This is a genomic window from Actinopolyspora biskrensis (genome assembly GCF_013408175.1).
GTDB classification, from domain to species: domain Bacteria; phylum Actinomycetota; class Actinomycetes; order Mycobacteriales; family Pseudonocardiaceae; genus Actinopolyspora; species Actinopolyspora biskrensis.
The window spans coordinates 472,880-486,313 of record NZ_JACBYW010000003.1 but is presented as its reverse complement, the minus strand read 5'-3'; the positions used below and the strand labels follow the sequence as shown (position 1 = coordinate 486,313).

16 protein-coding genes are annotated in these 13,434 nt (G+C 68.2%); 8 read left to right on the top strand and 8 right to left on the bottom strand.

Features of this window, described 5'->3' with window-relative positions; all coding sequences use genetic code 11:
- The first annotated feature begins 108 nt into the window (after positions 1-108).
- Positions 109-330 carry a hypothetical protein gene (locus tag FHR84_RS10675; protein WP_179535294.1) on the top strand — a complete coding sequence of 74 codons (222 nt, stop codon included), beginning with the start codon at positions 109-111 and terminating at the stop codon, positions 328-330.
- Between the two features lie 86 nt (positions 331-416).
- Here the strand turns inward: FHR84_RS10675 and FHR84_RS10670 are convergent, their stop codons facing one another.
- A complete protein-coding gene (locus FHR84_RS10670; RefSeq protein ID WP_179535293.1) occupies positions 417-827 on the bottom strand; it encodes a DUF5318 family protein in 411 nt (136 codons plus the stop codon).
- 239 nt (positions 828-1,066) lie between these two features.
- On the opposite strand from FHR84_RS10670, the gene FHR84_RS10665 reads away from it, so the two are divergent.
- Together FHR84_RS10665 and FHR84_RS10660 are read left to right on the top strand one after the other, a co-directional pair.
- Positions 1,067-1,600 (top strand): PadR family transcriptional regulator, encoded by a 534-nt coding sequence (locus tag FHR84_RS10665; RefSeq protein WP_179535292.1) that lies wholly within the window; start codon positions 1,067-1,069, stop codon positions 1,598-1,600.
- Between the two features lie 69 nt (positions 1,601-1,669).
- Positions 1,670-2,773 carry an inositol-3-phosphate synthase gene (locus tag FHR84_RS10660; protein ID WP_179535291.1) on the top strand — a complete coding sequence of 368 codons (1,104 nt, stop codon included), beginning with the start codon at positions 1,670-1,672 and terminating at the stop codon, positions 2,771-2,773.
- Between the two features lie 111 nt (positions 2,774-2,884).
- Here FHR84_RS10660 and FHR84_RS10655 read toward each other — a convergent pair whose 3' ends face one another.
- From FHR84_RS10655 to FHR84_RS22875, 3 genes are read right to left on the bottom strand one after another with little or no spacing between them, the layout of a single operon-like run.
- Positions 2,885-3,280 (bottom strand): hypothetical protein, encoded by a 396-nt coding sequence (locus tag FHR84_RS10655; RefSeq protein ID WP_179535290.1) that lies wholly within the window; start codon positions 3,278-3,280, stop codon positions 2,885-2,887.
- Position 3,281: 1 nt separating this feature from the next.
- The gene (locus FHR84_RS10650; protein ID WP_218862636.1) at positions 3,282-4,001 is read right to left on the bottom strand and encodes a hypothetical protein; all 720 of its coding nucleotides are present in this window, start codon (positions 3,999-4,001) and stop codon (positions 3,282-3,284) included.
- A gap of 12 nt (positions 4,002-4,013) precedes the next feature.
- Positions 4,014-4,316 (bottom strand): type VII secretion target, encoded by a 303-nt coding sequence (locus FHR84_RS22875; RefSeq protein WP_343075224.1) that lies wholly within the window; start codon positions 4,314-4,316, stop codon positions 4,014-4,016.
- Between the two features lie 48 nt (positions 4,317-4,364).
- Between FHR84_RS22875 and FHR84_RS10640 the strand changes: the two genes are divergently transcribed.
- Positions 4,365-4,982 carry a hypothetical protein gene (locus FHR84_RS10640; RefSeq protein ID WP_246300417.1) on the top strand — a complete coding sequence of 206 codons (618 nt, stop codon included), beginning with the start codon at positions 4,365-4,367 and terminating at the stop codon, positions 4,980-4,982.
- Positions 4,983-5,044: 62 nt separating this feature from the next.
- Here the strand turns inward: FHR84_RS10640 and FHR84_RS10635 are convergent, their stop codons facing one another.
- The 4 genes from FHR84_RS10635 to FHR84_RS10620 all read right to left on the bottom strand — a co-directional run bounded on the left by FHR84_RS10635 (position 5,045) and on the right by FHR84_RS10620 (position 9,373).
- Positions 5,045-5,740: a DUF3558 family protein gene (locus FHR84_RS10635; protein ID WP_179535289.1), complete on the bottom strand. Its 696-nt coding sequence runs from the start codon at positions 5,738-5,740 to the stop codon at positions 5,045-5,047.
- Between the two features lie 100 nt (positions 5,741-5,840).
- Positions 5,841-6,884 carry a glucose 1-dehydrogenase gene (locus FHR84_RS10630; RefSeq protein WP_179535288.1) on the bottom strand — a complete coding sequence of 348 codons (1,044 nt, stop codon included), beginning with the start codon at positions 6,882-6,884 and terminating at the stop codon, positions 5,841-5,843.
- Entirely contained in the window at positions 6,881-8,758 is a 1,878-nt protein-coding gene (locus FHR84_RS10625; RefSeq protein WP_179535287.1) for a glycoside hydrolase family 15 protein, read from the bottom strand. The genes FHR84_RS10630 and FHR84_RS10625 overlap by 4 nt, the downstream gene beginning before the upstream one ends.
- A gap of 42 nt (positions 8,759-8,800) precedes the next feature.
- The gene (locus FHR84_RS10620) at positions 8,801-9,373 is read right to left on the bottom strand and encodes a type VII secretion system-associated protein (RefSeq protein ID WP_179535286.1); all 573 of its coding nucleotides are present in this window, start codon (positions 9,371-9,373) and stop codon (positions 8,801-8,803) included.
- A 252-nt stretch (positions 9,374-9,625) separates the two neighbouring features.
- Here FHR84_RS10620 and FHR84_RS10615 point away from each other — a divergent pair, with 252 nt between their 5' ends.
- The 4 genes from FHR84_RS10615 (at position 9,626) to purF (ending at position 13,352) form a co-directional block, all read left to right on the top strand.
- Positions 9,626-10,060, top strand: coding sequence for a PRC-barrel domain containing protein (locus tag FHR84_RS10615; RefSeq protein WP_179535285.1), 435 nt, complete (start codon positions 9,626-9,628; stop codon positions 10,058-10,060).
- Positions 10,061-10,547: 487 nt separating this feature from the next.
- Positions 10,548-11,186: a helix-turn-helix transcriptional regulator gene (locus FHR84_RS10610; protein WP_343075223.1), complete on the top strand. Its 639-nt coding sequence runs from the start codon at positions 10,548-10,550 to the stop codon at positions 11,184-11,186.
- 92 nt (positions 11,187-11,278) lie between these two features.
- Positions 11,279-11,680 (top strand): sterol carrier family protein, encoded by a 402-nt coding sequence (locus FHR84_RS10605; protein ID WP_343075222.1) that lies wholly within the window; start codon positions 11,279-11,281, stop codon positions 11,678-11,680.
- A 100-nt stretch (positions 11,681-11,780) separates the two neighbouring features.
- Complete coding sequence (gene purF, locus FHR84_RS10600; RefSeq protein WP_179535283.1) at positions 11,781-13,352, top strand: amidophosphoribosyltransferase; 1,572 nt, start codon at positions 11,781-11,783, stop codon at positions 13,350-13,352.
- The last annotated feature ends 82 nt before the right edge of the window (positions 13,353-13,434 follow it).

The following is a 13,434-nucleotide window of genomic DNA, read 5'->3' as shown; positions in this document are numbered from 1 at the left end:
CTGCCGCCCGTCCGGACGCTCCTGACCGGGGCGCTGCGGAGGTCCCTGCTGCCCCGGCGCCGGTTGGGCGGGGTGCTGCGGAGCCTGTCCGCGCGGAGGTTGCGGGGGGTGTCCCGGTGGGCCCTGCGGCTGACCACCTTGCTCGGGCGGCCGCTGCGGATCGTTGCGGGGATCGCGCTGGGGGTCCTCGCTCCGGCCGTCCTGGCTGCGCTGCCCCGCCTGCGGGGGCGGTCCGGGGTGTTGCCCGTGTTCCGGCTCCCGGTCTCCGGCGGCGGATCGCCTCGGGTGGCGGCCGTCGGACCGGTCGTCACGCTCGTCAGTCACGAGTAGTCGTCCTCCGGGACAGGCGTCGGCAGACGCCGTTCGGTGCGTTCACGTCGACCGGCAGCCGGGGTGCTGCCGGAGAGGTTGCGTGCTCACTCGGCGGCAGTTCTTCGTCCTCCACCGCGGCCGTGCCGGCCCCCGGTTCCAAGGACGTACGACTGCACCAGGTGGTTCCAGTTACATGTACGACAAACCTCGACGACGAACACGTTGAACTCTTCGAACATGGTGGCCATCCGGGCCAGCTCGGCGTTGCTCCGCGCCGAGTTGTCGGCGTGCTTGAGCTGGTCACCGAAGACCCAGGATACGTAGGTCAGTCTTTCCTTACGGCACACCGGACAGACCACGTCACTGGACTCACCATGGAACTTGGCGGCCTGTAGCAGGTACGGGCCGGCGTCGCAGACCTCGACCACCCCGACGCGGCCAGCATGGAGCTGCGCGAGCAGCGACCGTCGCCGCAACGCGTAATCCACCACTTGCCGTTGGGTCCGCACGCCCACAGCGTACGTGTCGCGTGCCCGATCTCCATGGGCCGTTCAGGGCACGCCCTCCGGTGGAGTGGTGCGTGACACCCGGATCCCGCCTTCGGAACCGGGGGAACGGGCCGTTCCAGGCCTCCGCGCGGTCGGCTGTAGCGCGGGCCACACGTCCCGGTCTGGTTTCCGAAGCGATATATCGAGGCGATATAATCCGATCGGAGTGTTGCTCGTTCGGAGCTTCACTCGCAGGAGGGGTGCCGATGCTCGAGTTCGCGGTGCTCGGTTTGTTGCACGAAACACCGATGCACGGCTACGAGTTGCGCAAGCGGCTCCAGGAGATCCGTGCGTTCTCCTGTGGGACGGTCTATCCGACGCTGCGGCGGATGCTGCGTGCCGGACTGATCGAGGAGGATCCGGACGAGCAGGGCGCACAACAGGGGTCGCGGCGTGCCCGACGCGTGTATCGGCTCACCGGGGCGGGTCGGGACCGCTTCGTGGAGCTGGCCGAGGACTGCGGGCCGGGAGCGTGTCAGGACGAGACGTTCGACGTGCGGCTGGCGTTCTTCGCGCGAACCCCCGCGTCGATCCGGATGCGGATTCTGGAGAGCCGTCGCCGGCGTCTGGAGCAACGCCGGGAGGGCCAGCGCGCGATCCTGGCCAGAGCCGACGAGCAGTGCGACCGGTACACGGCGCAGCTGCACCGCCTGGGGCTGGACCACAGCGAGCTCGAGGTTCGCTGGCTCGACGAACTGATCGCGCACGAACGGGCCGAGCAGGATGCGGGTCCGGCGTGATCGCGGTAAGTCGGGCGGAACTTGGACAGGTAGACGAACGGGACATGACCTAGAAGGAGGCCGGCGACCATGGGCGGAGATCGTCACGACGAGGCGACGAGAAGTAAGGTCCGGGTGGCGATCGTTGGTGCGGGCAACTGCGCCGCGTCGCTGGTGCAGGGCGTGCATTACTACGGGGAGAAGGATCCGTCCGGGCGGGTTCCCGGGCTGATGCACGTCGACTTCGGCGGGTACCACGTCGGTGATCTCGAATTCGTCGCCGCGTTCGACGTGGACGCGAAGAAGGTGGGCCGCGATCTGTCCGAAGCGATCGTGGCCAGCGAGAACAACACGATGAAGATCGCCGACGTCCCACCGCTCGGGGTGCCGGTCCAGCGCGGTCACACCCTGGACGGACTCGGCCAGTTCTACGCGGAGACCATCTCGGAGTCCGAGGAGCAGCCGGTCGACGTCGCCGGCGCGCTGCGCGCCTCCGGGGCCGACGTGCTGGTTTCCTACCTGCCGGTCGGCTCCGAGGACGCCGACAAGTTCTACGCGCGCGCGGCCCTGGACGCGGGTGTGGCCTTCGTCAACGCGCTGCCCGTGTTCATCGCCTCCGACCCGGAGTGGGCGCGGGAGTTCACCGAGGCGGGGGTGCCGATCATCGGGGATGACATCAAGTCCCAGGTGGGGGCGACCATCACGCACCGCGTGCTCACCAAGCTGTTCGAGGAGCGCGGTGTGCACGTGGACCGCACGATGCAGCTCAACGTCGGCGGCAACATGGACTTCCTGAACATGAAGGAGCTCGGCAGGCTCGAGTCCAAGAAGACCTCGAAGACCAACTCGGTGACTTCGCAGGTCCAGCGCGACATGGGCGACCGCAACGTGCACATCGGCCCTTCGGACTACGTGCCGTGGCTGGACGACCGCAAGTGGGCCTACATCCGGCTGGAGGGCCGCGCCTTCGGTGACGCCCCGGTCAACCTGGAGTACAAGCTCGAGGTGTGGGACTCGCCGAACTCGGCCGGCATCATCATCGACGCGATCCGCGCCGCGAAGATCGCCGCCGACCGGGGGATCGGGGGGCCGGTGCTGTCGGCGGCCTCCTACTTCATGAAGTCGCCACCGGAGCAGTACTCCGACTCGGAGGCCTACCAGGCGGTCGAGGAGTTCATCGCCGGGCGGGCCTGACCAGCGGAGCTGCCTCGGCGCACGGATTACGGCCGCGCCCCGTCCGCTTCGGCGTGCGCGGGGCGCGGCCGTGCGCGCGTCGCGGAGACGAGCACGGCCGGGGCCGGCGGGTCACTCCAACCAGCTTCGTTGGCTGAAGTCCTCCTCGTCCTCGTCCTCGGCGTCGTCGCGGTGTGTTCCTCCGCCGTTTCGTGAGAGCTGTTCACGGAATTCCGCGAACTGCTGCGTCCCGGTCTCCTCCAACTGCCGCCATTCTTCTTCCGACATGTTCTCGAACTTTTCGGCGGCCTGCTCGACGAACGGGTTCAGCACCTGCTCGAAAGTCGGTGAGGAAACGGCCTCACGCAGGCTGGACCTTCCCGCCACTATGTCATCCACCATCTCCTTGAAGTCGTTGTCGTCCGTTTTCTCGCGCAGCAGCCGCAGCGAATTCTTCAAGTGTTCGGAGACGGCTCTGTCGCCGTGCGCCACATCCAGCGTGTGCTCTTCCTCGCCGGGGTTTTCCACATCAGACTCCGGGGTGGTCGTAGTTGCCTTCGGGGAGGCTGTGTCGGTCTATGTCCTGCAGCGACGAGGCGTAACCTGCCACGAGGCCGACCGTGGCCTGCACGGAGTTCCAGGCGGCCGTGTGCGCGTCGAGGGCCTGTCCCCAGACTCCTATCGCCTTGGTGATGGTGGCGACCATGGCCGCGCCGGAAAGGACCGGGCCGATCACGGTGTAACTGCTGGCCGCCGCGGCCGCCGCCTCCAGCCCTATGGCGATGAGGTAGTCGAGCAGCATTTCGAGGAAACCCTTTATGGCGTTGGCCGATTCGTACATGCCGATGGCCATGTCCTTGAACTGGGTGGCCAGGTCGTCAAGGGTGTCCTGCTGCTGTTTTATCGTTTCCGAAAGCTTCCTGAAGTACGATTCGGCGTTGTCCGCCGCGACTCCCGACCAGTCGTGGGAAACGTCGTCGAAAGCCGATTTCAGCTCACTGGCGAAGTCCCCGTTGAACTCTTTGAGGTTCTCCAGTGCGACGCCGGCCCTCTGGACCTTCTCCCAGTCCCCGCCGACCTGCTCGCCTATCCACAGCCAGGGATTGGTGCCGCACACCTGCTCGGCCGCCCAGCCGATCCAGTAGGACAAACTGATGTACTGCGGAACCCCGATCACGTTCTCGGCCAGGTCGGGAATGGGGTCCGTCGAAGTCGGCTCCACGAGCTGGCCTGCCGGTGAGTTGCTCATCCTCGTCCTGTCTCATTCGTAGCTTCGGTCCAGCTTGCGGGCTTCTTCCTGGTCGAGGCGCTGGTACAGGCTCGCCGCCTTGTCGATCTCGGTCGCCGCCTCGTTCTGTATCTTTTTCAGCTTGTCGTAGTTGTCCGTCAAAGTGTTTCTGGCGTTCTCCGCCGCTGAGGCGGCCGTGAAGTACATCCGAGAGTCTTCCCCGTCTATTTTGAGCCATTCCTCGACATAAGCGGCTGCTTTGTTGGACTCGTTCGCCAGCTCGCTCAATCTTTCCCCGAAAGATTTTATGCTGTCGGGCTCGGCCTTGAAAGACACTCTTGCTCCAGTAGGGTTATTTTGGTTTTCGAGCGACTTTACATTACAATGTTTCCAGGAATCAACACGATCGGGTTGGTTGTCGTTCGGACGGAAGACGGGGTGGACGACGTGGCCGAGGCGGCGCAGAAAGTGCTGGAGTTTCCCGCCGAGCTGTGCGTTCCGGAGAGCCTGCCGGGGGTTTGTTCGTGGCACGGTGCCCCGTGCACGCGCAGGATCGACTTCGCGCTGCAGTCGCGGGTGGAGGTGTCCGGCAACCGCGTGCTCGGTGGGGGAAACGTTCTCGGCCTGTTCGGCAGGCTCGGTGAGCGGGCCGGAAAGGTGGTCGTCACGAGGGTGCGCGGATGGCCGCTCTGCCCGAAGTGCCTGGTGAGGCGTCTGGTGTGGTTCGGTGCGGCGCAGGTGCTGTTCTGGGGTGGTCTGCTCGCCGTGCTCGCCGCGGTGGCGGCCAGGGTCGTCACCGGGGAGACGGCGGCGGTGTTCGGCGCGGCCTTGTTGGGCGGGTTCGCCGCGATGCTGCTGGCCGCCGTCCCGTTCAGCATGGGAGGAGTGCCGCGTGTGGTGCGTGCCCGTACCTCGGAGGGCGGTGAATCGGTGCTGGTGGACCGGCCGCACCCCGCGTTCGCGGCGGAAGTGTCCCGCGGCGGGGGCGCGGGAGCGCCGTGACCGGGGCCCTTCCGGCCACGGCGGTGTCCTCCGCTTCGGACCGCCCCGCGCGGGACGGCGGCCTAGACGTTCGACAGGTTCCCGATCACCATTTCCGCGATCCTTCTGCCGAGCTCCTCCGTGGCGGCGTCGTCCCCGAGCACCGTGGCTTGAACGTCCACGCGGGAGCTGTCCGCGACGGCGATGCCGATCAGGCAGTTTCCGTACTCGCACTGGATCCTGGCGCGGTGCTCGGCGACGGTGGTGTCCTCCGGAGCACCGTTGATGCCGGTGAACTCGTCCAGCCCGCTGTTCTCGTGGATCTCGAGCTGGGCGCTGGTTCCGGGGCCGCGGTCCTCGGGCTGACTGAACTCGCAGCTGCGCGAACCGTCGCTCCGCTCGCGGTTCGTGGGTCCGGTGAGACCGACTTCCTCCCGCTGGGCCTCGGTGAGCAGGGCGCACGGGTCCGTCCCGGAGAGCGAGACCTTCGGCGGCGGGGGCTCGACCGCGGTAACCGATTCGGGGCCGGAACTCGTGCGGCTGATGTCCCAGGAGGGCAGCGGAGCCGTTTCGGAGGGATCGGACGGCCCGGTCGTGGAACTCGTGACCTCGGGAGTCCGCTCGGAGGTCGCCGCGGGCGCTGCGGACGAGCTCTCCGGCGGCGGGCCCGCCGACTCCTCGGACCCACCACCGCAGCCCGCGGCCGTCAGCAGGGTGATCGCGGCCAGCGAAGCGACGGCCGCTCGCGCGGTGCCGGAACGTAAGTAGCGTCGTGTCATGATCCCGTGACTTTATAGCCAACGCCGCGGGAACCGAACGGCCTCCGGGGCCGCCGAACGCGCTCGTGAGGTCCCCGGAGACTCCCTTCCGCTCCGCGGGTCAGTCCCGCAGGTCCACGACCACCTTCACGTCGTCCTGCTCCGAGCTGAGCGCTTCCTGCCAGCGGTCGAGCGGCACCCGCCGTGAGATCAACCGGCCGAGCCACTCGCGATCGGCGTTGTCCAGCGCCTGGACCGCGCTGCGGTAGTGCCGCAGGTTCGCGCTCACGCTGCCGAGCACCACGTCGTTGTCCAGCACCAGTTCGTCGTTGACCGCGCCGGTCGGAACCCGGACCGTCCGGTCGCTGCCCGAGATCCCGAGCAGCACGGTGATCGCGTTGCGGGAGGTGCGGCGCAGCACGTCGAACACCACCTCGCCCGAACCGGTCGCCTCGAACACCATCTCCGGCTCGAAACCGAGCTCGTCCAGGGAGGTGTGGTAACTGGCGCCCAGCGCCCGGACGAGATCCGGCTTGGTCCCCTCGGTCACCCGGTCCAGGACGTGGACCTCCAGCTCGCGCTGCGCACCCATCAGCGCGGCCAGCAACCCGACGGGCCCGGCTCCGGTCACCAGCACCCGGCGCGGGGAGAAGTAGGACCGCTTCCCGATCTTCTCGGCCTGCTCCCAGGCCTTGGCCACCACGGAGGCAGGTTCGGTGAGCACCCCCAGGTCGCCGAGCCGGTGCGCCACGGGAACGGCGAACCTCGGCTCCACAGTCCAGAGCTGCGCACCGAAACCGTCCAGTTCCTTGATCCCGCACTCGGTGTAGCCGTTGTTGCGGCAGAAGTCCCACTGGCCCGCCGCGCAGGCCGCGCACGGCTGCGGGTCCGGTCTGCGGACGACCCCCACAAGGTGGTCGCCCTCGCGGAACCCGCTGATCGCGGGGGCGTAGCGCACCCGCCCGAGCGACTCGTGGAAGAGCACCAGCCGGTCCTTGCCGGGAGGCGCGGAGCCGTGCACGGAGCTGACGACGTCCTCGTCGGTTCCGCACACCCCTGCCAACAGTCCCTCGACCAGCAACTCACCCGGTTCCGGTTCCGGATCCGGCAGCTCGTTGACGGCCGAGGAATCCGGTTTTCCCGGGATCACGGTCGCCGCCTTCAACGCCCTCTCCTTCCGTTGCGACGACTGGGCTCGTTGCGAGTGTGCCCGCCGTAGAGCACGGCCGCCGAGTTGACCAGGGCCAGATGACTGAACGCCTGCGGGAAGTTGCCGGTGAAGCGGCCGGAGCGCACGTCGTACTCCTCGGACAGCAGCCCCACGTCGTTGGCCATGCCCAGCAGCTCCTCGAAGACGCGCTCGGCCTCGTCCCGCCTCCCGCACATGGCCAGCGCGTCGACCAGCCAGAACGAGCAGGCCAGGAAGGACCCCTCCCTGCCGGTGAGGGCGTCCACCGAGCTGGTCCCCTCGTGGGTGTTGTAGCGGTCCACCAGCACACCGTGCCGCAACTGCCGCTCCACCGCCCGGAGCGTGCCGAGCACTCGCTCGTCGTCGGCGGGCAGGAACCCCAGCTCCGGGATCAGCAGGGTCGCCGCGTCCAGCGTGGTCCCGCCGTAGTACTGGGTGAACGCCCCCAGCTCGGAGTTGAAACCGTGCTCGAGCACCTCCTCGTGGACGGTGTCGCGTATCTCCCGCCACCTCTCCACCGGGCCGGGCAGCCCGTCCTCCTCCACGGCGCGGACCGCCCGGTCGAACGCCACCCAGATCATCACGCGGGAGTGCGTGAAGTACCTGTCCGGACCGCGCACCTCCCAGAGGCCCTTGTCCGGCCGCTGCCAGATCGTCTCCAGGTGCTTGATCATCCCGCGCTGCAACGCCCAGGAGTCGGGGTTCTCGGTCACCCCGCGCTCCCTCGCCAGGTGCAGCGCGTCCATGACCTCGCCGAACACGTCGAGCTGGAGCTGCCCGTACGCGGCGTTGCCGATGCGTACCGGTTCGTTGCCCTCGTAGCCGGGCAGCCAGTCGGGCTGCCACTCCAGCAGGTGCCGTTCCCCACCGACCCCGTACATGACCTGCACGTCCGCCGGATCGCCCGCGACGCTGCGCAGCAACCAGCGTCTCCAGGCGGCGGCCTCGGCGGAGCATCCGTAGTTGTCCAGCGCCAGCAGCACGAGGGTGGCGTCGCGCAGCCAGCAGTACCTGTAGTCCCAGTTGCGGTTGCCGTCGAGGGCTTCCGGCAGCGAGGTGGTCGGGGCGGCCACCATCCCGCCGGACGGTGCGTAGGTCAGCGCCTTGAGGGTGACCAGCGAACGGTGCACGGCATCCTGGTGCGGCCCGTTGTAGGTGATCCGCTGGGACCACTCCCGCCAGAACTCCTCGTTCTCGCGTACTTGTTGGACCGGATCCACGGGAGGTGGGAGGCGATCCGGGTCCTGCGACCACTGCATCACCCAGGAGTGCCGTTCACCGGCCCGCACGGTGAGCGTGGTCTCGTGCGCCCGCTCGTCCTCCTTGCGCCGCGGCAGCTTGTCCCCGCGCAGCACGACGGTGTGCGGACCCGCGAGCGCGAGCAGGTACTCGTCCAGCAGCGGCTCCCGCTCGCGGATGGTTCGCACCCAGGGCTTCGAGTGGCCGTAGGCGAAACGCACCACCCACCGGACCCGGATCTCGACCTCGCCCGTGATGCCCTCGACCGTCCGCACGACGCACGGCTGGTCGTTCTGGTTCTTCTCGTGCGGGGGCATGCTGTCGATCAACCGCACGGTGCCGTAATCGGTGTGGAAGTCGGTTTCCAGCACCAGCGAGTTGTCCCTGTAACGCCGCTGCACCCGCTGTACGGGGCAGGTGGGCGCGATTCGCCAGTGACCGTGCTGGTCGTCGCCGAGCAGTCTCGTGAAGCAGGACGGTGAGTCGAATCGGGGAAGGCACAGCCAGTCGATGGAGCCGTCCCTGCCGACGAGCGCGGACGTGCGGAGGTCGGAGAGCAGCGCGTAGTGCTCGATCAGGCTCGGACCAGTGCGCTGTTGATCGTCTGCCACACGGTGAAGATTAACCGCGACAGGCCCGTTCGAAACTCCCGATCACTGTTCCGCGGACGACTCGACCAACATGTCGTACGGGATCACCGCACGTATCGGGTCGTCGAGATTGAGCCCCAGGTCCATTCCGGCGAGCAGCTTGGGCAGCTGCTCGCCCGGGACGACCCGGTGGCTCGGCCAGTCCTCGGGCACGCGTTCCGCCGAGGTGCAGGCGGGCACGAGCCTGCTGCCGTCGTCCAGCTCCGCCTCGTAGAGCGCCTCGTCCTCGGAGTCCTCGGCGTAGAACACCAGGTCGGCGGCCAGCACGGCAGGGGGGAGTTCGGATTCGGGGGCCTGCCCGGTGGAGATTCGTTCGAGAACCCGTTCGAGCTCGTTGACCGGTTCGATCGTCCCGACCCTGGGCTCGTACTCCTCGTTCGGGTGGAAGTCCTGCTCGATGTCCCCGCCCGAATCGATTCGGAAGGCGCCGACCACTCCCTCGGGAGGGACGTCCTCCCCGGAGCCCTCGTAGGAGGGGTCGACGATGTAGAGCCAGCTGTCCGGGGTCTGCTTCGCCTGCTCCCGCATCTCGTCGGTGATCTGGGGAACGTAGGGGTGCGCCGGTTCTTCGGTCATCTCGTGACGGTCCTTTCGGATACTGTGCTGGGCCTCCGCGCGGTCCCTCCCGGCGTCTCACGCCGTGGAGTGATGACTCCGCGTCGACCTTGTAGACGGTGTCAGACGTGCCGGAGGGAACCGCGTTCGGTCTCGATGTGACAACGGACACAGGCCGTGTGGGTGAGTGGGATGCCTCCTACGGCCCAGACGTGCAGACTTAACCACCGATGCTCGTGTCGGGGCGAGCAGGTGGGTGGGAGGTGGTTGCTCATGATCGGACAACGGGAGGCGTTGCGACTGGCCGGGTGTGACACGTTCGACCCGAGAGGCCATCGGCTCGGTGTCATCGGTCGGATCCTCGTGGACGCCGACACCGAACAGCCCGTGTGGGCGACGGTGCAGACGGGTCTGTTCGGCACCAACGAGAGTCTCGTCCCCCTGGAAGGGGCGGCGTTCGACGGTGACACGTTGACCGTCGCCGTTGCCAGGGAGTCCGTGCGGAACGCGCCGTGCGTCCCGCTTTCGGAGGGTGATCTCGAAGCGGAGCAGGAGAGGGAGCTCTACCTGCACTACGGCATGGAGCGCGGCGCGCGGCCGCGCGCTCCGGAACCCGCGGTCGGCGACACCGCGGGCTCCGCCGAGACCGTGGTGAGCTACGTGCGAGCTGTCCGCTCGCGGTTGCGCCGCTTGGTCGTGTCCCCCTGATTGATGTTTTCCGGTCGAGTTGTCGATCGGCCCGGGTCTTTTCGGTGCCGCCGGCGCCGGAACACCATCCGAGCCCTCGGCACTGCCGTCGGTGTGGCCGGTCTCGCCGTGGAGGCGGGCCGAGCCTCCCCGGCGGCACTTCGCACGCCGGGGGCACCCACTTCCGCGTCGGCCGAGCGCGGGCCGGAGCGGATCGCTCGGCGGGGGATCCCTAAGTCGTACGGTTGGATCGCCTCCTCCGAAAGTGGGTTCCTGAAGGTGTCCGGTTCGGATAAGTTGCCGGTCGGGGCCGGGTGACCACCCGAAACCCGAAACCGGGGCCGTGCATCCACCGAGAGGGGCCGTCGTGCCGAGCACTCAAGCCGAAATGCTGCGACCCGCACAGCCGAGAACCGCGAAGCAGTCCCCGAGCGAGCGTGAGATCCACACGAACGCGAGACGCACCGTCGATTCCGTCGCACGAAGCGCACAGACCTCGCGGGAGGGCGTGCTGCGGATCGTTCACGGTGCCGAGTGCATCGGAAGCGTGGCCCACCGCTTGCAGCGCGACGCCACGCGTGTCGTGCGTGGGGTGGTGAAACCCCCTTACGTGGCGACCGACTCCCTGGACGCGCTGGAGTGCCACAAGCTTTCCGAGGGCGTCGACTACCAGGTTCTCTACGACCGCTCCGCGCTGTCCCACCGTTCACAGCTGGACAGGACTTCGCGGATGCTGGACCTGGGCGAGCAGGCCCGGGTCGTCCACCTCGCCCCGGTGAAGCTGCTGCTCGTCGACGACGAGATCGGCCTGCTGCCGCTCACGAGCACCTCGCAGACTCTCGAGAGCGCCGTGCTGCTGCGCGGTTCCACCATGCTCTCCGCCATGAGCAGCGTTTTCGATGATCTCTGGCGGCTGGCCGCGCCGTTGTGCGCGAATCGCGAGGACGACGCCACGGACGTCCCCTCGGAGGAGGAACGCTGGATTCTGTCCCTGCTGGCGGCGGGGGCCACCGACGAGGCGATCGGGCGGCACATGGGGTTCAGCTCGCGAACCGCGCACCGCAGGGTCCGCGAGTTGATCTGGCGGCTGGGAGTCCAGACCCGTTTCCAGGCCGGGGTGCGTGCGGTGAAGCTCGGCTGGCTGTGAGCACCGGCAGCGCGCCGGCGCCGGAACACACCACCCGGGCGGTCGGCACCGCCGCGCGGACCGAATCGCCGAACCCCTACTAGACTTCGGGTGTGGTTGCCCGAGAATCGGTGGATCCGGTGGAGCTCCGCGAGTCGGTGGCCGGAACGCTGGGCTGGCTGAGCGGGCGCGCGGCCCGGCCGGAGCGGAACGAGTTGGCCGGGGCCGTTCGGCTGACTCTGCGCGCCCTCGAGGGAACCGCTCCCGGGCGGAGCGTCGAGGTCCGGGTGCCGCCGTTCGGTGCGGTGCAGTGCGTGCCGGGGCCCAAGCACACCAGAGGAACCCCTCCGAACGTCGTCGAGACCGACCCGCACACGTGGTTGTCGCTGGTCACGGGAAGGTCTTCCTGGCAGGACGCGGTGGCCGACGGGCTCGTTTCCGCTTCGGGCGCCCGAGCCGACCTGTCGCACTGGCTTCCGCTGCTGCGCTTCGACTCCGCCGGTGACGGAGCTTGACGAGAAGTGACCGGGCACACGCTCGGGAGGTGAACACCGGAGGATGACACGCAGTTTATACTGAGGTGTAACTCCGACTCCGTTCAGCAGGGAGTTTTCGGTGGTCACCGACCTGCCATATCCGGGAAGAGCCGAGTCGACCGAGCAGGACGTCCCACGTGAGGAATGTGGCGTCTTCGGCGTGTGGGCCCCCGGCGAGGAAGTCTCCAAACTGGCCTTCTACGGACTTTTCGCGCTGCAGCACCGAGGTCAGGAAGCTGCGGGGATCTCCGTCGGAGACGGCTCCCAGATGCTGGTCTACAAGGATCTCGGCCTGGTGAGCCAGGTGTTCGACGAGCAGGTGCTCGCCTCGCTGCGCGGACACGTGGCCGTCGGCCACGCCCGCTACTCCACCACGGGCGGCGGAACCTGGGAGAACGCGCAACCGAGTTTCCGGACGACCGTGGCCGGCAGCGGGCTCGCGCTCGGGCACAACGGAAATCTCGTGAACACCGCGGAGCTGTTCGAGCGCGCGGTGGCGGAGGGGGCCGACGCCTCCACTCCCAACGCTTCTTCCGCCACGGCCTGTCAACGGGCCACGACCGACTCCGACCTGGTGTGCGGGTTGCTGGCCTCGAACGCGGCCGACAAGGGAGTCGAGCAGGCGGCGATGGAACTGCTGCCGACCGTGCGCGGTGCGTTCAGCATGGTCTTCTCCGACGAGTCGACGCTCTACGCGGCCAGGGACGGGCACGGCGTGCGACCGCTGGTGCTCGGCAGGCTGGAACGCGGCTGGGTGGTGGCCAGCGAGACGGCGGGCCTGGACATCGTCGGGGCTTCCTTCGTGCGGGAGGTCGAGCCGGGAGAACTGCTCGCGATCGACTCCGAGGGGCTGCGTTCCCAGCGCTTCGCCGCTCCCGAGCCGAAGGGGTGCGTGTTCGAGTACGTCTACCTGGCCCGCCCCGACACCACGATCGCGGGACGCTCGGTGCACAGCACGAGGGTGGACATCGGTCGCAAGCTGGCTCGGGAGAACCCGGTGGACGCGGACCTGGTGATGCCGGTCCCCGAATCCGGAACCCCCGCTGCCGTGGGCTACGCCGAGGAGTCCGGCATCCCGTACGGCAACGGTCTGGTCAAGAACGCCTACGTCGGCCGCACCTTCATCGAACCGTCGCAGACCATTCGCCAGCTCGGCATCCGGCTCAAGCTCAACCCGCTGCGCGAGGTGATCCGGGGCAAGCGGCTGGTGGTCGTCGACGACTCCATCGTGCGGGGCAACACCCAGCGCGCCCTGGTCCGGATGCTGCGTGAGGCCGGAGCTCTCGAAGTGCACGTGCGGATCGCCTCGCCGCCGGTGCGCTGGCCCTGCTACTACGGCATCGACTTCGCCTCCCGCGCCGAGCTCGTCGCGAACGGGCTCGACCTGGACGGGGTGCGTCGTTCCATCGGCTCCGACTCGCTCGGCTACATCTCCCTGGACGGGTTGGTGGCGGCCTCCGAACAACCGCGCAACCGGTTGTGCGCGGCCTGCTTCGACGGGCAGTACCCGATCCCCATTCCGGAGGAGGACCGGATCGGCAAGCACCTGTTGGAGGACTCCGATGGTGCGCGGGGCGAGGATTCCTCCGGCTCGGCCGACCCCGTTTTCCCCAGTGGTTACGGGGCCGAGGACGCGGTGGGCCGGCCGTGAGACCGGCACGTGCCGGGACGATCCCTCCCGTTGCCGTGTTCCGCGGGGAAACGGCCCGCAACTCGGCGGTGCCGTGCTCGTT